This window comes from Streptomyces sp. NPDC028314 (assembly GCF_055565795.1).
Genome location: NZ_JBVHTP010000004.1, coordinates 524,079 through 540,811, shown reverse-complemented (window position 1 = coordinate 540,811; position 16,733 = coordinate 524,079). Strand labels below are relative to the sequence as shown.

The following is a 16,733-nucleotide window of genomic DNA, read 5'->3' as shown; positions in this document are numbered from 1 at the left end:
ACCATGTGCCGCATGGGGGACGTACTGGCCGGAAACCATGCCGTCTGGGAGTTCGAGTCGGACTCCGTGACCATCCGCTTCACAAGGGGGCTGCGCACACCGAGGCTCTGGCATGCCCTGGGGGAACGACGGATCCCCCTGGAGGCGCTGTCCGAAGTGACCGTGTCCGGGGGCAGACGGGACACGGTGGTCCTGCGTGCGGTACCGCGCCCGGGCGCCGACCCGCTGATGGAGGCGGCCGCCGGGCAGCTGAAGGAAGCCTGCGACCCGTACCGGCTGGTGCTGCCGGGCGACCGGGCCCCGCTGGCGGCGGCGCTGGCGGACGCGGTGCGCGGTCGGCTGGGGCCGGCCGGGGCGGCCGAGCGGTTCCTGGTCCGGGTCCCGCAGCCGCCGGTCCACCTGAAGGCCTACGACGCACGGGTGGGCTTCGACGGCTCGGCCGTCACCTTCCACTGGTCGCGTACGGGGGCCAGCAGCACGAAGTGGAAGGCGGGCGACCAGCGGTATCCGCTGACGGCCGTCAGCGGCGTCGAGTGGCACTCCCCCGACGGGCCGGAGGGGCACCTGCGCCTCCTGCTGCGGGACGCGGCCACCGGTGGGGCGCGTCCGGACCACGACCTGGCGGCCGCCGTGTTCGGGGTCGGGTACGGGGCGGTGCACGAGTCCCTGCCGTTCGCCGCGGCCCTCCTCGCCGCGGTGCGGGGCCGGGCCACGGTGGCCTCCGTCCCGCGCCCGCGCGCCGACGAACGGCTCCAGCACCTGAGCGAGCTCCACGGCGCCGGCCTCCTGACCGACACCGAGTACGCGTACCTGCGGTCCGGGTTCGCCTCCGAGGCGCTCGAAGCCTGAGCCACCCCGGGGCCGGACCGGGACCGGGACCGGCCGCGGCGAGACCTAGCCTTCGCGGGCCGCCGACGTCGAGCCCATGTCCGGGTAGCGGTCGCCGGCGACGCGGGAGGCGATCGGTTCCAGCAGCGCCAGCTCGGCGGCCGTCAGGGTGATCCGGGTCGCCGCCGTGTTCTCCGCGAGGCGCCCCGGCTTGCGGGTGCCCGGGATCGGGACCACCGTCAGGCCGTGCACCGCGGCCCGCTGCTGCACCCACGCCAGGGCGATCTGCGCCGGGGTCGCCCCGTGCGCGGCCGCGACCTCCCGCACGGGAGCCAGCAGAGCGGCGTTGGCCTTGGCGTTCTCCCCGGTGAACCGCGGCTGGTGCCGGCGGAAGTCATCGGGCGACAGCTCCGCCGCCGCGTCGGCGAAGGCGCCGGTCAGGAAGCCGCGCCCGAGCGGGGAGTAGGGCACGAAGGCCACGCCCAGCTCCGCCGCCGCGCCCACCGCGCTCCGCTCCACGTCCCGGCTGAACAGCGACCACTCCGACTGGAGCGCCGCGATGGGGTGCACGGCGTACGCCTCGCGCAGTTCGGCCCCGGTGACCTCACTCAGCCCCAGGTGTCGCACCTTCCCCTCCTGTACCAGCTCCGCCATGGCGCCCACCGACTCGGCGAACGGCACGGCGGGGTCGCGCCGGTGCATGTAGTAGAGGTCGATCACCTCGGTGCCGAGCCGCCGCAGGCTGCCCTCGACGGCCTGCCGGACGTACGCGCGGTCGTTGCGGATCCCCCGGTACCGAGGGTCGTCGGTGCGCTCTATGGCGAACTTCGTGGCCAGCGTGATCCGGTCGCGGTGCGCGGCCACGAACGGGGCGAGGAACTCCTCGTTCGCGCCCCGCCCGTAGACGTCCGCGGTGTCGAAGAGCGTGACCCCGGCGGCCAGCGCCGCGTCCAGGGTCGCGCGGGCGGCGGCCTCGTCCGTGTCCCCGTAGAACTCGCTCATGCCCATGCAGCCCAGGCCCTGGACGCCCACCAGCGGGCCGCCCTTGCCCAGCTCGACCTGCTCGATGACCGTGCTGTGCTCCGTCATTGGTGTGCCTTCTCCGTAGCCGTGCTCATCGAATACATCCCGATCTTGAAGTCCAGTACGGCGAGGGCGTCCGTCAGCTCGGTGATGCGCGCCCGGACCTCGCGGCGCGTGCGCTCCAGCAGCTCGCGCCGCTGGTCGACGGTGTGTGCGCCCTCGCGGACCAGTTCGGCGTACCGGACCATGTCCGCCACCGACATCCCGGTGGCCCGCAGCTTGCCCACGAAGGCCAGCCAGTCGAGGTCCTTGTCGCTGAACCGCCGCTGCCCCGAGTGGGAGCGGTCCACGTGCGGCATCAGGCCGATCCGCTCGTACCAGCGCAGCGTGTGCTGGGTCAGACCGGTCCGGGCCTCCACCTCGCTGATCGTGTAGCGCGTCTGCGTCAAGGTCATGTCCCCACGCTAAAACCTTGGAGTGCACTCCAAGCAAGTATTCTCGGCCGCATGGACAGCCTGGAGGGCGTGGAGACCGTGAACAGCCTGGAAAGCCTGCGGATCATCGAGAACTGGCCGGTGCCGACCGCCGCCGCGGCGGTCGTCCGCGCGGACGGGAGCCTCGCCGGCTCCCACGGCCCCGTCGACCACCGCTTCCGGCTGGCCTCGGTGACCAAGCCGCTCGCCGCGTACGCCGTCCTCGTCGCGTACGAGGAAGGCGCGGTCGAACTGGACGAGCCGGCCGGACCGGAGGGCTCCACGGTCCGTCACCTGCTCGCGCACACCAGCGGCCTGGCCTTCGACGAGCACCGCGTGATGGGCCCGCCCGGGCAGCGCCGGCTGTACTCCAACGCCGGTTTCGAGGTGCTCGGCGACCACATCGCGAAGGCCACCGGGATCCCCTTCGCGGAGTACCTGCACCAGGCCGTTTTCGAGCCGCTGGGCATGGCGTCGAGCAGCCTGGAGGGCTCCCCCGCGAAGGACGGCGTCTCCACCGTGTCCGACCTCGTACGGTTCGCCGCCGAGCTCCAGGCGCCCCGCCTGCTCGACGTCCGCACGGTCGCCGAGGCCACCTCGGTCGTGCACCCGGGCCTCAAGGGCGTCCTGCCCGGCTACGGCCACCAGTCCCCCAACGACTGGGGGCTCGGCCTGGAGATCCGCGACGGCAAGTCCCCGCACTGGACGGGCGACACGTCCTCGCCGCGGACCTTCGGCCACTTCGGCCAGGCCGGCACCTTCCTGTGGGTGGACCCGGACGCACGCGCCGCCTGCGTGGCGCTGACGGACCGCGCCTTCGGCCCGTGGGCCGTGGAGGCCTGGACCCCGTTCACCGACGCGGTGCTCGCCGAACTGAAGTCCGCCTGAGCCCCCGCGCTGCGACGACACCCCTTACGGCAGCTCCCAGATCAGCAGCTCCCCCGGGGATCCCGCGACGATCTCCAGGCCGCTCTCGCCGGTGATCCGCGCCGAGTCCCCGGGGCCGAGCTCCTCGCCGTCGAGCCGCAGGTCCCCGCGCACCACGTGCAGGTAGACCCGCTCGGCCGCCGGTACGGGGATCCGCTCGCCCGCGCCCGGCCGCCGGACGCGCAGTACCGCGCCCGCCGCGGGGACCTCGTACGGGACGCCGTCCGCGAGGCCCCGTACGAGCGCGTACGAGGGCTCGCCGCCGGCGGTCAGCGGCGCGAGCCAGGTCTGTACGAACCGCAGCGGCTCCGGGCCGTCGTTGCGCTCCACGTGCCGCGCCCCGGAACCGGCGCCGAAGTGCTGGACGTCGCCCGGGTGGACCTGCCCGCTCTGGCCGGTGGCGCTGTCCTTGTGCGTGAGCTCGCCCTCCACCACCCAGGTGACGATCTCGGTGTGGCTGTGGGGGTGCTCGTCGAAGCCGGCGCCCGGCCGCAGGCGCTCCTCGTTGCAGGCCAGTATCGGGCCGAACCGGATGTTGTCCGGGTCGTAGAAGGAGCCGAAGGAGAAGGCGTGCCGGGTGGTGATCCCGGCGGCCGGGTCCCCGCCCTCGTACCGGTCCGCCGCGCGGCGTACATCAATCATGGGGGCCACGGTAGACCCCGGGGGACGCCGCGCCGAGCCGACGGGACGGCGTCCGGCGCCGGACCGGAGTCCGCGCCGGGGCGCCGATAGGGCAGTCTTGTCCCGTGCCCCAACCCGAACGTGAGCATTCCCCCGAAACCAGCCCCGCGCACCCGGCGCATGCCGTGCATCCCGCCCATCCGCACACCGCGACGCTGCGCCGGCTGGAGAAATCCTCCGGTCGGCTCGCCGCCAACGCCATCGCGCGCATGGACGAGACCCTGCCGTGGTACCGGGCGATGCCGCCGGAGAACCGGTCCTGGATCGGCCTGGTCGCGCAGGCGGGCATCGCCGCGTTCACGGAGTGGTTCCGGCACCCGGAGACCCCTCAGGCGATCTCCACCGACGTGTTCGGGACGGCTCCGCGCGAGCTGACCCGGGCGATCACGCTGCGCCAGACCGTCGAGATGGTCCGTACGACGATCGAGGTCATGGAGACCGCGATCGACGAGGTGGCGGCGCCGGGCGACGAGTCGATCCTGCGCGAGGCGCTGCTGGTGTACGCCCGGGAGATCGCCTTCGCGACCGCGCAGGTGTACGCCCAGGCGGCCGAGGCCCGCGGCGCGTGGGACGCCCGGCTGGAGTCGCTCGTCGTCAACGCGGTGCTCTCGGGCGAGGCCGACGAGGGCGCGCTGTCGCGGGCCGCGGCGCTGGGCTGGAACTCGCCCGAGCACGTGTGCGTCGTGCTGGGCACCGCCCCGGACGGGGACAGCGAGCTGACGGTCGAGGCGATCCGGCGCGCGGCCCGGCACCACAAGCTCCAGGTCCTCACCGGGGTGCTGGGCGACCGCCTGGTGGTCATCGCGGGCGGCAGCGACAACCCGATGCAGGTGGCGAAGTCCCTGATCGGCCCGTTCGCGGCCGGTCCGGTGGTGGCGGGTCCGGTGGTCCCGGACCTGCTGAACGCGACGAAGTCGGCGCAGGCCGCGGCGGCCGGCCTGAAGGCCTGCACGGCCTGGCAGGACGCTCCCCGTCCGGTTCTCGCGGACGATCTCCTGCCCGAGCGGGCGATCGCGTCCGACCCCTCGGCCAGGGAGCAGCTGGTGGAGGAGATCTACAGACCGCTGGAGGAGGCGGGCTCGGCGCTGCTGGAAACGCTGAGTGTCTACCTGGAGCAGGCGAGCAGCCTTGAGGGGGCCGCGCGGATGCTGTTCGTGCACCCGAACACGGTGCGCTACCGGCTCCGACGTGTGACCGACGTCACCGGCTGGTCACCCTCCGACGTCCGTTCGGCGTTCACGCTGCGGATCGCCCTGATTCTGGGACGTCTGGCCGACGGCGATCTTCAGTCCTAGACTTTTGTCGGACATCAACAATTACCCCGACGGTTCTTCGTCCCTGTCCCCACGGGCGGCGCGGGCCGGATACAAGAGAGAGTGTGAGGGTGCTCGTACTCGTCGCTCCAGGCCAAGGCGCTCAGACGCCCGGCTTCCTGACTCCCTGGCTCGAACTCCCCGGCGCCGCCGAGCGCGTCGCGGGGTGGTCCGACGCCATCGGGCTCGACCTTGCCCACTACGGCACGAAGGCCGACGCGGACGAGATCCGTGACACGGCCGTGGCCCAGCCGCTGCTGGTCGCGGCGGGTCTGCTGTCCGCTTCCGCGCTGGGCGCCCCGACGGCCTTCGGTGCCGTCGCCGGCCACAGCGTCGGCGAGATCACCGCAGCCGCGTACGCCGGCGTGCTGAGCGACGCCGACGCGCTGTCGTTCGTACGCACCCGGGGGCTCGGCATGGCCGAGGCCGCCGCCGTCACCGAGACCGGCATGGCCGCGATCCTGGGCGGCGAGAGCGACGTGGTCGTCGCGCACCTGGAGAAGCTGGGCCTGACCCCGGCCAACATCAACGGTGCGGGCCAGATCGTGGCCGCCGGCACGATGGAGCAGATCGCAGCTCTGGAGGCCGACAAGCCCGAGGGCTCCATGAAGGTCGTCGCCCTCAAGGTCGCGGGCGCCTTCCACACCCACCACATGGCGCCCGCGGTCGCCACGCTGGAGAAGGCCGCCCAGGCCCTCAGCCCGGCGGACCCGGCGCTGAAGTACGTCTCGAACAAGGACGGTCAGGTCGTCACCACGGGCGCCGACGTTGTCGCCCGCCTGGTCGGCCAGGTGGCCAACCCGGTCCGCTGGGACCTGTGCATGGAGACGTTCGCCGAGCTGGGCGTCACCGGGATCATCGAGCTCTCCCCCGGCGGCACCCTGCAGGGTCTGGCCAGGCGCGCGCTCAAGGGCGTACCGAGCGTGGCCCTGAAGACCCCGGACGATCTCGACAAGGCCGCGGCGCTCCTCGCCGAGCACGCGGCCTGAGAGAAGGAGCCCACACAGCATGTCGAAGATCAAGCCTGCCAAGGGCTCCCCGTACGCCCGCATCCTCGGGGTGGGCGGCTACCGCCCGGTCCGCGTGGTGCCCAACGAGGTCATCCTGGAGACGATCGAGTCCTCCGACGAGTGGATCCGCTCGCGCTCGGGCATCGCGACCCGGCACTGGGCCTCCCCGCAGGAGACCGTCGCCGCCATGTCGGTGGAGGCCTCCGGCAAGGCGCTGGCCGATGCCGGGGTGTCCCCCGAGCAGATCGGCGCCGTGATCGTCTCCACGGTGTCGCACTTCAAGCAGACCCCGGCCGTCGCGACCGAGATCGCGCACCGGATCGGGGCGGTCAAGCCCGCCGCCTTCGACATCTCCGCGGGCTGCGCCGGTTTCGGCTACGGTCTGACGCTGGCCAAGGGCCTGGTGGTCGAGGGGTCGGCGCAGTACGTCCTCGTCATCGGTGTCGAGCGGCTGTCGGACCTCACCGACCTGGAGGACCGCGCGACGGCCTTCCTGTTCGGCGACGGCGCCGGCGCCGTGGTCGTCGGCCCTTCGGACGAGCCGGCCATCGGCCCCACGGTGTGGGGTTCGGAGGGCGACAAGTCCGAGACGATCAAGCAGACCGTGCCGTGGGACGAGTACCGCGGCAAGGACGGCGGAGAGAAGTTCCCGGCCATCACGCAGGAGGGTCAGGCGGTCTTCCGCTGGGCCGTCTTCGAGATGGCCAAGGTGGCCCAGCAGGCGCTCGACGCCGCCGGGATCACCGCGGACGACCTGGACGTCTTCATCCCGCACCAGGCAAACATGCGGATCATCGACTCGATGGTGAAGACTCTGAAGCTGCCGGAGCACGTCACGGTCGCCCGTGACATCGAGACCACCGGCAACACCTCGGCCGCCTCGATTCCGCTCGCAATGGAGCGGCTCCTGGCGACCGGTGCGGCGAAGAGCGGCGACACCGCGCTCGTCATCGGCTTCGGGGCGGGACTCGTCTACGCCGCGACGGTCGTTACCCTCCCCTAGGGCCGGGATCGTTTTCCCTGCCCGAACATCCAGTTAGCTATAGAAGGAGCGCCACATGGCCGCCACGCAGGAAGAGATCGTCGAGGGTCTCGCGGAGATCGTCAACGAGATCGCGGGCATCCCGACCGAGGACGTCCAGACGGACAAGTCCTTCACCGACGACCTGGACGTCGACTCGCTGTCCATGGTCGAGGTCGTCGTCGCCGCCGAAGAGCGCTTCGACGTCAAGATCCCGGACGAGGACGTCAAGAACCTCAAGACGGTCGGCGACGCCGCGGACTACATCCTGAAGAACCAGGCCTGAGCCTGACGAGCGTTTGTCGCCACCTGGCGGTGGCGCCGTGACAATTCAGCACCCCCTTAGACGTGGAGAAAGAATTCCTGTGAGCCCGACCAATCGCACCGTGGTCGTCACCGGTATCGGCGCAACCACTCCGCTGGGTGGCGACAGCGCTTCGACCTGGGAAGGTCTGCTTGCCGGCCGTTCCGGCGTATCGCCCCTGGAGGGCGAGCGCTTCGCCGAACTGCCGGTCCGTATCGCCGCTCAGGCCGCCGTGGACCCGAGCGAGGTCCTGCCTCGCCCGCTGGCCCGCAAGCTCGACCGTTCCGCCCAGTTCGCCGTCATCGCGGCCCGTGAGGCCTGGGCGGACGCGGGTTACACCGCTCCGGCCGGCGAGGAGACCGAGACGGGCGCCTCCGTCGCGCCCGAGCGACTGGGCACCGTGATCGCCTCCGGCATCGGCGGCGTAACGACCCTGCTCGACCAGTACGACGTACTGAAGGAAAAGGGTGTGCGCCGGGTTTCCCCGCACACCGTCCCCATGCTCATGCCGAACGGCCCCTCGGCCAACGTCGGCCTGGAGGTGAACGCCCGAGCGGGCGTCCACACCCCGGTCAGCGCCTGTGCCTCGGGCGCCGAGGCCATCGGGTACGCGGTCGAGATGATCCGTACCGGCCGTGCCGACGTGGTCGTCGCCGGCGGCACCGAGGCGGCGATCCACCCGCTGCCGATCGCCGCGTTCGCCAACATGATGGCGATGTCCAAGAACAACGAGCACCCCGAGCAGGCCTCGCGCCCGTACGACAAGGCCCGTGACGGCTTCGTCCTCGGCGAGGGCGCCGGTGTCGTGATCCTGGAGTCCGCCGAGCACGCCGCCGCGCGCGGCGCCCGGGTCTACTGCGAGGTGCTGGGCCAGGGTCTGTCCGCGGACAGCCACCACATCGCGCAGCCCGAGCCCACCGGTCGCGGTGTCGCCGCCGCGATGCAGAACCTGCTGGACAACACGGGCCTCGACCCGGCCGAGCTGGTCCACCTGAACGCGCACGCCACGTCCACCCCGCAGGGTGACACGGCCGAGCTGAAGGCCCTGCGCAAGGTCCTGGGCGACGACCTCGACCACATCGCGATCTCCGCGACCAAGTCGATGACCGGTCACCTGCTGGGCGGTGCCGGCGGCATCGAGACCGTGGCGACCGTGCTGGCGCTGTACCACCGGATCGCCCCGCCGACGATCAACGTCGACGACCTGGACGAGGACATCAACGCGGACATCGTCCGGGGCGAGCCGCGCAAGCTCCCCGTCGGCATGCCGATCTCCGCGATCAACAACTCCTTCGGCTTCGGCGGCCACAACGTCACGCTGGCCTTCCGCAGCGTGTAGTCCGCCCGGACCTGGAACGCAGGAAAGGCCCACCCGGTGTCCGGGTGGGCCTTTCCTGCGTCGGGGGCCCGGCTCAGACCAGGCCCGGCTCAGACCACCTGGTGGAGCCAGCGGACCGGGGCGCCCTCGCCCGCGTAGCGGAAGGGCTCCAGCTCGTCGTCCCAGGGCTTGCCGAGCAGCTTGGCGATCTCGGCCTCCAGGTCGGTCTCGCCGAGGGCCGACCGGGCGAGCGCGGCGCGCAGCCGGTCCTCGGGGATCAGGATGTCACCGTGCATCCCGGTGACGGCGTGGAAGATGCCGAGCTCCGGGGTGGAGCTGTAGCGCTCGCCCTCGGCGGTGGGGCAGGGCTCCGCGGTCACCTCGAAGCGCAGCAGGTGCCAGCCGCGCAGGGCGGAGGCGAGTTTCGAGGCGGTGCCCGCTTCGGCCTGCCAGGAGAACTCGGCTCTCCAGGTGCCGGGGGAGGCGGGCTGCCTGATCCAGTCGAGGTTCACCCGCACCCCGAGCACGCCCGCAACAGCCCATTCCACGTGCGGGCAGAGCGCGCGCGGTGCGGAATGCACGTACAGAACTCCACGTGTCGTCACCGGGACCTCCAGTGTGGGACGAGGTCAGGAATAAACTCCAGAAAACGGACAGTTTGTGACGAGAAGTAATCTAACGGAAATGATCTGACATTGCGTTGCGGGACTTGCGGCCGAAACGCCACGGGAAAAAGCTACCGTGCGCCAGGGGTCCTGGTGTGACGTACGGTCGCTCCAAACCCCGTAGACACAGAGCATTCACTCAGCAGGACGCCCCGCAAGGACGCGGGGCGACGAGGGAGGGACCACCCGATGGGCACCACCGCTCCACGCCGCCGCGCGCGTCGGACGCTGACGGGCGCGATCGCGACGGCCGCCGTACTGGCCGGGGCGGTCACAGGGTGTGACGGGGGTGGTTCGCCGGCCGGGGGCGAGCGGGGGGCGCAGGCCGGCCCCCGGTGGAACACCGCGCCCGACTCCGTCGCGGCCGTGGGCGACTCCATCACGCGTGGCTTCGACGCCTGTTCGGTGCTGGCGGACTGCCCGGAGGTCTCCTGGGCCACCGGCAGCGATCCCCAGGTGGCCTCCCTGGCGACGCGCCTGCTCGGTCAGTCGCAGGCGCCCGCGCGCAGCTGGAACTACGCGGTGACGGGCTCGCGCATGGCGGACCTGCCGGGGCAGCTCGCCTCGGCGGCGGAGCACAAGCCCGCCCTGGTCACGGTGATGGTGGGCTCGAACGACGCCTGCCGGCCGCTGGCTTCGTCGATGACCGCGGTGGCGGATTTCCGGTCCGGCTTCGAGCAGGCGCTGGCCGGTCTGCGGGCCGCGTCGCCCGCCTCCCAGGTGTACGTCTCCTCCGTGCCGGACCTCCAGCGGCTGTGGGAGCAGGGCAAGGACCAGCCGATGGTGCGGCAGGTGTGGAAGCTGGGGATCTGCCAGTCGATGCTGGCCGAACCGCTGTCGATCGCGACCGGTGCGACGTCGCGGCGCGAGCAGGTGCGGGCGCGGGTGGTCGAGTACAACGAGGTACTGCGCGAGGTCTGCGCGAAGGACGCCCTGTGCCGCTACGACGGCGGGGCCGTGTTCCAGTACCCCTTCTCCACGGAGCAGTTGAGCCGCTGGGACTTCTTCCACCCGGGCCGCGACGGGCAGGCGCGGCTGGCGGAACTCGCGCACCGACAGGTGACGGCGGCCGAACCGCCGCGTTGACGGCTGGTACGGACCGGGGGCGGGTGTCAGGGCCCGCCCCCGGTCCGGTTCATGGGTGTTTTCCGGCCATGTCCGCTCAGACGGCGAGCGTGGCCGTGAGCCGCGTGTCGCCGTGCGCGTGGCTCGCGCGGACCTCGTAGGCTCCGCCGACCCTCGTCCAGCCGCGCGTGTCCTCGTCCCAGATCTCGAAGGCCCGGGCGGGCAGGGCGATCTCGGCCTCCACTCTCTCGCCGGGTCCCGCCTCGACGGAGGCGAAGCCGGCCAGCCAGCTCGCCGGGCGCTCCACCGCGTCGGCGACCGGGGCCAGGTAGACCTGGACGACCTCGCGGCCGGTCCGGGTGCCGGTGTTGGTGACGCGGACCCGGGCGGTGGTGGCGGTGACCTCCAGGGACTCGTACGTCCAGTCGGTGTAGCCGAGGCCGTGCCCGAACGGGTAGGCGGGGGCCACGCCCCGGGCCTCGTACGCCCGGTAGCCGATGAAGAGGCCCTCGCGGTACTCCAGCCGCCCCCCGGCCGGGGTGACCTCGGTGACGGGCGCGTCGGCGAACCGCGCGGGCCAGGTGGTGGGCAGCCGCCCGCCCGGCTCCGCGTCCCCGAACAGCACGTCGGCCAGCGCGGCCCCGCCCTCCTGCCCGGGGAACCAGGTCAGCAGTACGGCGGCCACGTCCTCGCGCCACGGGAGTTCCACGGGGGAACCGGCGTTGACGACGACCACGGTGTTCGGGTTGACGGCGGCGACGGCTGCGACCAGGTCGTTCTGGCGGCCCGGCAGGGTCAGGTCCGTGCGGTCGAAGCCCTCGGACTCCACGCGCTCGGTGGTGGCGACGACGACCACGGCGGTGTCGGCGGCGCGGGCGGCGGCCACGGCCTCCGCGATCAGCTCGTCGGCGTCGCGCTGCGGGCCCAGGTGGAGCAGCGAGAACATGATCGCCTTGAGCGGCAGGGTCGTCATGTCGGGGACCTGGAAGGTCAGTGAGACCTCGACGGGCTCGTCCTCGGTGAGGGCGATCCGGGCGCGTTCGCTGGGGGCTCCGAAGAAGGCCTCGAAGGGGTCGGCCTCGTCGCCCATCTCCTGGACGCCCTCCCAGAGGGTCCGTCCGCCGACGGCGAGGGTGAAGGCGCCGAGCCCGCGGGTGCCGAAGGCGTGCTCGCCGCTCTCGCGCGGCACGTACGTACCGGTCACCTCGATGCTCGCCATGGTCTCGTACGTGGCGCCCTCGGGCAGGTCGTCGCCGATCCACTGGACCTGGCCGGTCGGCAGGCTGCCCTCGCCGAGGACGGCTCCGGAGGCGTCGCGGCACACGGCGCGCAGCTCGAAGCCCTTGTCTGCGGGGGCGAGTTCCTCGCTGGGGTCGGCGCCGACGGCGAAGGTGAGCGCCCCCTGCGGCAGGGCCGCGGTGAGCCCGTCGAGCGGGGAGACGATCCGCTCGGGGAAGACGGTGGCGGATCCGCCGCCGAGGACGCGGGCGTCGCGGGCGGCGGCGCCGATGAGCGCGACGGTGCGGCCGGCGCCGGCGTCCAGCGGCAGCGCGCCGTTCTCGTTGCGTACGAGGACGAAGCCGCGGGCGGCGATCTCGCGGGCCAGGGCCTGTCCGTCGATCGCGGGCGGGGTCCCGGTGACGACGGCCGGGGCGCCCTCCAGGATGCCGACGCGGGCGGCGAGCCGCAGGACGTTGCGTACGGCCGCGTCGACGGCGGACTCGGGGACCTCTCCGGCCCGGACGGCCTCGGCGAGGGCGGGTCCGTAGACGGTCTGCGGGCCGGGCATGGCCACGTCGAGGCCGCCGAGGATGTCGCCGGTGGTGGAGCGGGCGGCCATCCAGTCGGAGACGTTGTAGCCGTCGAAGCCCCACTCGGCGCGCAGGACCTCGTTGACCAGGTACTGGTGCTCGGTCATAGTCGTGCCGTTGACCTGGTTGTAGGCGGTCATGATGCCCCACGGGTGGGCGTTGGCGACGATGGCCTCGAAGGGCGCCAGGTACAGCTCGCGCAGCGGGCGCGGGGCGATCACGCTGTCGACGGTGAACCGCTCGGTCTCGGCGTCGTTGCCGACGAAGTGCTTGACGGTGGTGCCGACCCCGCCGTCCTGGACCCCGTTCACGTAACCGCTGCCGATGGCTCCGGTGAGGTACGGGTCCTCGGAGTAGCACTCGAAGTGCCGGCCGCCGAGCGGGGAGCGGTGCAGGTTGACGGTGGGGGCGAGGAGGACGTGGACGCCCTTGCGGCGGGCTTCCTGGGCCAGGAGCCGGCCGGCCCGGCGGGCGAGTGCGGGGTCCCAGGCCGCGGCGAGCGCGGTCGGGGAGGGCAGGGCGATGGACGGGTCGTCGGCGGTCCAGCGCACGCCGCGTACCCCGATGGGCCCGTCGGACATGACCAGGGACTCCAGCCCGATCCCGGGGACGGCGGGCAGGGACCACATGTCCTGGCCGGCCAGCAGCCGGGCCTTGGCGTCGAGGTCGAGCTTGCCCAGTGCCGCTTCTACGGCGTCGTTGCGGACCTGATCGGCATCGGTCACGGCCGTGCCTCCTCATCGAGTGCGGTGCGTGCGGTGCGTGCGGTTGCGCGGTGCGGCGCGGTGCCCCCATCGTGGACCGGTTACCTGGTGAACGGTAGGGTTCGTTATGTCTTCGTGATACATGGATCGCGTACGGTCCTGACAGGGGCGCGAATCGGAAGGGGTGCCGGGCGATGGCCAGGGCGAGGAGCGAGGAACGGCGCGGCGACATCGTCCGCGCGGCGGTCGAGGTGATCGCGGAGCGCGGCTACCGGGGCGCGTCCCTGGTGGCCGTCGCGGAGCGGGTGGGCCTGACCCAGCAGGGGCTGCTGCACTACTTCCCGACCAAGGAGGCGCTGCTCGTCGCGGTGCTGGAGGAGCGCGACCGCTGGGACACCGGCGGCGGCTCCCGGGCCTCGGCCGGCACCTGGCGGCTGGATCTGCTGGCCTCGCTGGTGGAGTACAACGCGATGCGCCCCGGCATCGTCCAGACCTTCTCCGCGCTGCTGGGCGAGAGCGTCACCGACGGGCACCCGGCCCGGGAGTTCTTCACCGAGCGGTACGCGCAGGTCCGGGGCGAGATGGCCGCCGTGCTGCGCGCCGAGTTCGGGGACCGGCTGCCCTCGGGGCTGACCCCGGAGCAGGCGGCGCCCCTGCTGACGGCGGTGATGGACGGGCTCCAGTACCAGTGGCTGCTCGCCCCGGAGTCGGTGGACATGCCGGCCGCGTTCCGCTCGTTCCTGACGCTGCTACGAGGCGCCGCCCCCGCGACTCCGTAGGCGGCGGCCGGGGGCCGGGGGGCGGGGGGCCGGGGGGCGGGGGCCGGGGGGCCGGGGGGCGGGGGCCTTCGCGTCCAGGGTTTGGCATCCTGGGCGCATGAAGATCGCCGCAGCCCAAATGACCTGTGTACCGGCCGACATCACCGCCAACACCGCCCGGGTGGCCGCCCTCGCGGCCGAGGCCCGCGAGCAGGGCGCCGAGCTCGTCGTCTTCCCCGAACTCTGCCTGACCGGCTACGAGATCGAGGCCCTGACCGCCGACCCGGGGCTGTGGCTCGCCGATGCGCAGGACCCCAGGCTGGACCCCGTGCGCTCGGCCGGGATCGCCACCGCGGTCAACGTCGCGCTGCGCACCGACGGGCCGCTGCCGGCTCTGGCGACCCTGGTCCACGACGCGGACGGCGCGCACGTGGCGACGTACGCCAAGCAGCACCTCTTCCAGCACGAGCAGGGCGTGTTCGCGCCGGGCACCGCCGACGGCCGCTTCGAACTCGGCGGGATCCGCTTCTCCCTGGGCGTCTGCTTCGACAACCACTTCCCCGAACTGCCCGGCCGGGGCGCGGCCGACGGCTGCACCGTGCACCTGGCGAGCTCGCTCTACGGGACGGGCGGCGGCATCGAGGAACGGGCCGCGCTCCATCCGGCGATCGCGAAGGAGCACGGCCTGTACGTGGTCCTCGCCAACCACGTCGGTCCGGCCGGCCCGTGGACCGGCTGCGGCGGGGCCGCCGTATGGGCCCCGGACGGGACGCCGCTGGCCGAGGCGGACGACCGCACCCCCTCGGTGGCGACGGCGGAGGTGGCCGCGTGAGCCCCGTCCCGCCCGACCCCTCGGTGCTGCACCCCGTGCCGGGGCAGCCGCGCGTGGTGCTGCTCCAGCCGCTGGTGAAGTCCCCGCTGATCGAGGTGGGGGCGTACTCGTACTACGACGACCCGGACGACGCGACGGCGTTCGAGACCCGCAACGTGCTCTACCACTACGGGCCGGAGAAGCTCGTCATCGGGAAGTTCTGCGCCCTGGGCACGGGCGTGCGGTTCATCATGAACGGCGCCAACCACCGGATGGACGGCCCCTCGACGTTCCCGTTCCCCATCATGGGCGGCGCCTGGGCCGAGCACGTCGACCTCATCACCGCGCTGCCGGGCCGCGGGGACACCGTGGTCGGCAACGACGTCTGGTTCGGGCACGGCGCGATGGTGATGCCGGGGGTCCGCATCGGCCACGGCGCCGTGATCGCCTCCGGCGCGGTGGTGGTGGAGGACGTACCGGACTACGGCATCGTCGGCGGCAACCCGGCCCGGCTGATCCGCACCCGCTACGACGGGGCGGACGTGGCCCGGCTGCTCGCGGTCGCCTGGTGGGACTGGCCGGCCGAGCACCTCACCCGGCACGTGCGCACCGTCATGTCGGGCAGCGTGGACGCCCTGGAGGCCGCCGCGCCGTGACCCCCGGGCCCCCGCGTCACGCCGGGGCGGGCAGCAGGTGTCTGGTTCCCCATTCCCCGAGGGAGGCCAGGGCCGCGTTCAGTTCCTGCCCCAGCGGGGTCAGGGAGTACTCCACGCGGGGCGGGACCTCGTCGTAGACCTCGCGGTGGACGATGCCGTCCGTCTCCAGCTCGCGCAGCTGGGCCGCGAGCACCTTCTCCGAGACCCCCGGGACCAGCCGGCGCAGCTCGCCGAAGCGGCGGCGCGGGCAACGCTCCAGCTCCCACAGGAGCGAGACCTTCCATTTGCCGTCGATCACGGACATCGCCGCGGCGATCCCGCAGTGATCCGCACCGGGCCTTCGTGTCACCGACATCGCGCACCCCTCCCACCTGCTCGCTCACCTGGGGGTAACCACCCACCCCGAAGTGCGTACTTGAGCGCCTCACGGCCTGCCACCAGGCTAAACGCCATGACCGACAAGCACACGAAGAAGCCCCCGCTCACCCTGCTCGGACTCGGTGACATGGGCACCGCCCTCGCCCGCACCTGGCTCGCCGCCGGGCACCCCCTGACCGTCTGGAACCGCACCGCCGCCAAGGCCGAAGCCCTGGCCGCCGAAGGGGCGCACGTCGCCGCGAGCCCGGCCGAGGCGGTGGCCGCCAACGGCCTGGTCGTCCTCTGCCTGCTCGACGACGCCTCCATCGGCGCCACCCTGGACGGCCTCGACCTGACCGGCAAGGACCTGGTGAACCTCACCACCGGCACGCCCGCCGAGGGCCGGGCGCGGGCCGCCTGGGCCGAGGAGCGCGGGGCCCGGTTCGTGGACGCCGGGATCATGGCCACCCCGACGATGATCGGCGTCCCCGAGGCCGGGGGCTACGTCTTCTACAGCGGCTCGCGCGGCCTGTTCGAGACCCACCGGGGCATCCTGGAGGTTCCGGTGGGCGCCCGCTTCGTCGGCGAGGACGCCGGGCACGCGGCCCTGCACGACGTGGCGCTGCTGAGCGCGATGACGGGGCTGTTCGCCGGGATCTCCCACGCCTACGCGCTGATCGAGGGCGAGGACATCGCCCCCAAGGACCTGTCCCCGCTGCTGTCCGAATGGCTGGGCGCCATGGGGTTCTTCGTCGGGAACGCCGCCGAACGGCTGACCTCGCGGGACTTCACCACCGGGGTGGTCTCCAACCTGGCCATGCAGGTCGCGGCCAGCGGCACCCTGCTGCGCACCGCCGAGGACCAGGGGGTCAGCACCGAGCTGATCTCCCCGTACCTGGACCTGATGCGGGAGCGGCTCGATGCCGATCCGGCAGCCCACGCGGGCGAGGACACGGTGGGGGCGATCACCCTGCTGCGGCGCGGGGCACGGTAGGCGGCCCCTGAGGA

General features: G+C 72.7%; 18 protein-coding genes. 12 read left to right on the top strand and 6 right to left on the bottom strand.

Features of this window, described 5'->3' with window-relative positions; genetic code table 11:
* Positions 1–12 precede the first annotated feature (12 nt).
* Positions 13–849 carry a DUF4429 domain-containing protein gene (locus tag ACZ4TG_RS13370; RefSeq protein ID WP_468162076.1) on the top strand — a complete coding sequence of 279 codons (837 nt, stop codon included), beginning with the start codon at positions 13–15 and terminating at the stop codon, positions 847–849.
* 45 nt (positions 850–894) lie between these two features.
* Here ACZ4TG_RS13370 and ACZ4TG_RS13365 read toward each other — a convergent pair whose 3' ends face one another.
* Positions 895–1,917, bottom strand: a complete 1,023-nt coding sequence (locus ACZ4TG_RS13365) for an aldo/keto reductase (protein ID WP_468162075.1) — start codon at positions 1,915–1,917, stop codon at positions 895–897.
* Positions 1,914–2,306 carry a MerR family transcriptional regulator gene (locus tag ACZ4TG_RS13360; protein WP_468162074.1) on the bottom strand — a complete coding sequence of 131 codons (393 nt, stop codon included), beginning with the start codon at positions 2,304–2,306 and terminating at the stop codon, positions 1,914–1,916. The genes ACZ4TG_RS13365 and ACZ4TG_RS13360 overlap by 4 nt, the downstream gene beginning before the upstream one ends.
* An 87-nt stretch (positions 2,307–2,393) precedes the next feature.
* On the opposite strand from ACZ4TG_RS13360, the gene ACZ4TG_RS13355 reads away from it, so the two are divergent.
* Positions 2,394–3,212 (top strand): serine hydrolase domain-containing protein, encoded by an 819-nt coding sequence (locus tag ACZ4TG_RS13355; RefSeq protein WP_468162121.1) that lies wholly within the window; start codon positions 2,394–2,396, stop codon positions 3,210–3,212.
* 24 nt (positions 3,213–3,236) lie between these two features.
* Here the strand turns inward: ACZ4TG_RS13355 and ACZ4TG_RS13350 are convergent, their stop codons facing one another.
* Entirely contained in the window at positions 3,237–3,893 is a 657-nt protein-coding gene (locus tag ACZ4TG_RS13350; RefSeq protein WP_468162073.1) for a pirin family protein, read from the bottom strand.
* Positions 3,894–4,057: 164 nt separating this feature from the next.
* On the opposite strand from ACZ4TG_RS13350, the gene fasR reads away from it, so the two are divergent.
* The 5 genes from fasR (at position 4,058) to fabF (ending at position 8,919) form a co-directional block, all read left to right on the top strand.
* A complete protein-coding gene (fasR, locus tag ACZ4TG_RS13345; protein WP_468162120.1) occupies positions 4,058–5,227 on the top strand; it encodes a fatty acid biosynthesis transcriptional regulator FasR in 1,170 nt (389 codons plus the stop codon).
* Between the two features lie 89 nt (positions 5,228–5,316).
* Positions 5,317–6,234, top strand: coding sequence for an ACP S-malonyltransferase (locus tag ACZ4TG_RS13340; protein ID WP_468162072.1), 918 nt, complete (start codon positions 5,317–5,319; stop codon positions 6,232–6,234).
* Between the two features lie 19 nt (positions 6,235–6,253).
* A complete protein-coding gene (locus ACZ4TG_RS13335; protein WP_468162071.1) occupies positions 6,254–7,258 on the top strand; it encodes a beta-ketoacyl-ACP synthase 3 in 1,005 nt (334 codons plus the stop codon).
* 55 nt (positions 7,259–7,313) lie between these two features.
* Positions 7,314–7,562, top strand: a complete 249-nt coding sequence (locus ACZ4TG_RS13330; RefSeq protein ID WP_468162070.1) for an acyl carrier protein — start codon at positions 7,314–7,316, stop codon at positions 7,560–7,562.
* Positions 7,563–7,641: 79 nt separating this feature from the next.
* Positions 7,642–8,919, top strand: a complete 1,278-nt coding sequence (fabF, locus tag ACZ4TG_RS13325) for a beta-ketoacyl-ACP synthase II (protein WP_468162069.1) — start codon at positions 7,642–7,644, stop codon at positions 8,917–8,919.
* An 89-nt stretch (positions 8,920–9,008) separates the two neighbouring features.
* Here the strand turns inward: fabF and ACZ4TG_RS13320 are convergent, their stop codons facing one another.
* Complete coding sequence (locus ACZ4TG_RS13320; RefSeq protein WP_054222907.1) at positions 9,009–9,503, bottom strand: DUF3145 domain-containing protein; 495 nt, start codon at positions 9,501–9,503, stop codon at positions 9,009–9,011.
* 249 nt (positions 9,504–9,752) lie between these two features.
* Here ACZ4TG_RS13320 and ACZ4TG_RS13315 point away from each other — a divergent pair, with 249 nt between their 5' ends.
* Complete coding sequence (locus ACZ4TG_RS13315; protein ID WP_468162068.1) at positions 9,753–10,649, top strand: SGNH/GDSL hydrolase family protein; 897 nt, start codon at positions 9,753–9,755, stop codon at positions 10,647–10,649.
* A 76-nt stretch (positions 10,650–10,725) separates the two neighbouring features.
* Here the strand turns inward: ACZ4TG_RS13315 and ACZ4TG_RS13310 are convergent, their stop codons facing one another.
* A complete protein-coding gene (locus ACZ4TG_RS13310) occupies positions 10,726–13,164 on the bottom strand; it encodes a beta-glucosidase (RefSeq protein WP_468162067.1) in 2,439 nt (812 codons plus the stop codon).
* Between the two features lie 173 nt (positions 13,165–13,337).
* On the opposite strand from ACZ4TG_RS13310, the gene ACZ4TG_RS13305 reads away from it, so the two are divergent.
* The 3 genes from ACZ4TG_RS13305 to ACZ4TG_RS13295 all read left to right on the top strand — a co-directional run bounded on the left by ACZ4TG_RS13305 (position 13,338) and on the right by ACZ4TG_RS13295 (position 15,368).
* The gene (locus ACZ4TG_RS13305; protein WP_468162066.1) at positions 13,338–13,922 is read left to right on the top strand and encodes a TetR/AcrR family transcriptional regulator; all 585 of its coding nucleotides are present in this window, start codon (positions 13,338–13,340) and stop codon (positions 13,920–13,922) included.
* A gap of 97 nt (positions 13,923–14,019) precedes the next feature.
* Positions 14,020–14,733 (top strand): carbon-nitrogen hydrolase family protein, encoded by a 714-nt coding sequence (locus tag ACZ4TG_RS13300; protein ID WP_468162065.1) that lies wholly within the window; start codon positions 14,020–14,022, stop codon positions 14,731–14,733.
* Complete coding sequence (locus ACZ4TG_RS13295; RefSeq protein ID WP_468162064.1) at positions 14,730–15,368, top strand: CatB-related O-acetyltransferase; 639 nt, start codon at positions 14,730–14,732, stop codon at positions 15,366–15,368. Before ACZ4TG_RS13300 ends, ACZ4TG_RS13295 begins: the two co-directional genes overlap by 4 nt.
* 16 nt (positions 15,369–15,384) lie before the next feature.
* Here the strand turns inward: ACZ4TG_RS13295 and ACZ4TG_RS13290 are convergent, their stop codons facing one another.
* Positions 15,385–15,723, bottom strand: a complete 339-nt coding sequence (locus tag ACZ4TG_RS13290) for a winged helix-turn-helix transcriptional regulator (RefSeq protein WP_468162063.1) — start codon at positions 15,721–15,723, stop codon at positions 15,385–15,387.
* Positions 15,724–15,819: 96 nt separating this feature from the next.
* Here ACZ4TG_RS13290 and ACZ4TG_RS13285 point away from each other — a divergent pair, with 96 nt between their 5' ends.
* Positions 15,820–16,719 (top strand): NAD(P)-dependent oxidoreductase, encoded by a 900-nt coding sequence (locus tag ACZ4TG_RS13285; RefSeq protein ID WP_468162062.1) that lies wholly within the window; start codon positions 15,820–15,822, stop codon positions 16,717–16,719.
* Positions 16,720–16,733: the final 14 nt, after the last annotated feature.

What these genes read in the sequence shown, in the direction of transcription:
- ACZ4TG_RS13370 (WP_468162076.1), top strand. Translation starts at nt 13, where the DNA reads ATGGGGGACGTACTGGCCGGAAACCATGCCGTCTGGGAGTTCGAGTCG.
- ACZ4TG_RS13365 (WP_468162075.1), bottom strand. Translation starts at nt 1,917, where the DNA reads ATGACGGAGCACAGCACGGTCATCGAGCAGGTCGAGCTGGGCAAGGGC.
- ACZ4TG_RS13360 (WP_468162074.1), bottom strand. Translation starts at nt 2,306, where the DNA reads ATGACCTTGACGCAGACGCGCTACACGATCAGCGAGGTGGAGGCCCGG.
- ACZ4TG_RS13350 (WP_468162073.1), bottom strand. Translation starts at nt 3,893, where the DNA reads ATGATTGATGTACGCCGCGCGGCGGACCGGTACGAGGGCGGGGACCCG.
- ACZ4TG_RS13335 (WP_468162071.1), top strand. Translation starts at nt 6,254, where the DNA reads ATGTCGAAGATCAAGCCTGCCAAGGGCTCCCCGTACGCCCGCATCCTC.
- ACZ4TG_RS13330 (WP_468162070.1), top strand. Translation starts at nt 7,314, where the DNA reads ATGGCCGCCACGCAGGAAGAGATCGTCGAGGGTCTCGCGGAGATCGTC.
- ACZ4TG_RS13315 (WP_468162068.1), top strand. Translation starts at nt 9,753, where the DNA reads ATGGGCACCACCGCTCCACGCCGCCGCGCGCGTCGGACGCTGACGGGC.
- ACZ4TG_RS13305 (WP_468162066.1), top strand. Translation starts at nt 13,338, where the DNA reads ATGGCCAGGGCGAGGAGCGAGGAACGGCGCGGCGACATCGTCCGCGCG.
- ACZ4TG_RS13300 (WP_468162065.1), top strand. Translation starts at nt 14,020, where the DNA reads ATGAAGATCGCCGCAGCCCAAATGACCTGTGTACCGGCCGACATCACC.
- ACZ4TG_RS13290 (WP_468162063.1), bottom strand. Translation starts at nt 15,723, where the DNA reads ATGTCGGTGACACGAAGGCCCGGTGCGGATCACTGCGGGATCGCCGCG.
- ACZ4TG_RS13285 (WP_468162062.1), top strand. Translation starts at nt 15,820, where the DNA reads ATGACCGACAAGCACACGAAGAAGCCCCCGCTCACCCTGCTCGGACTC.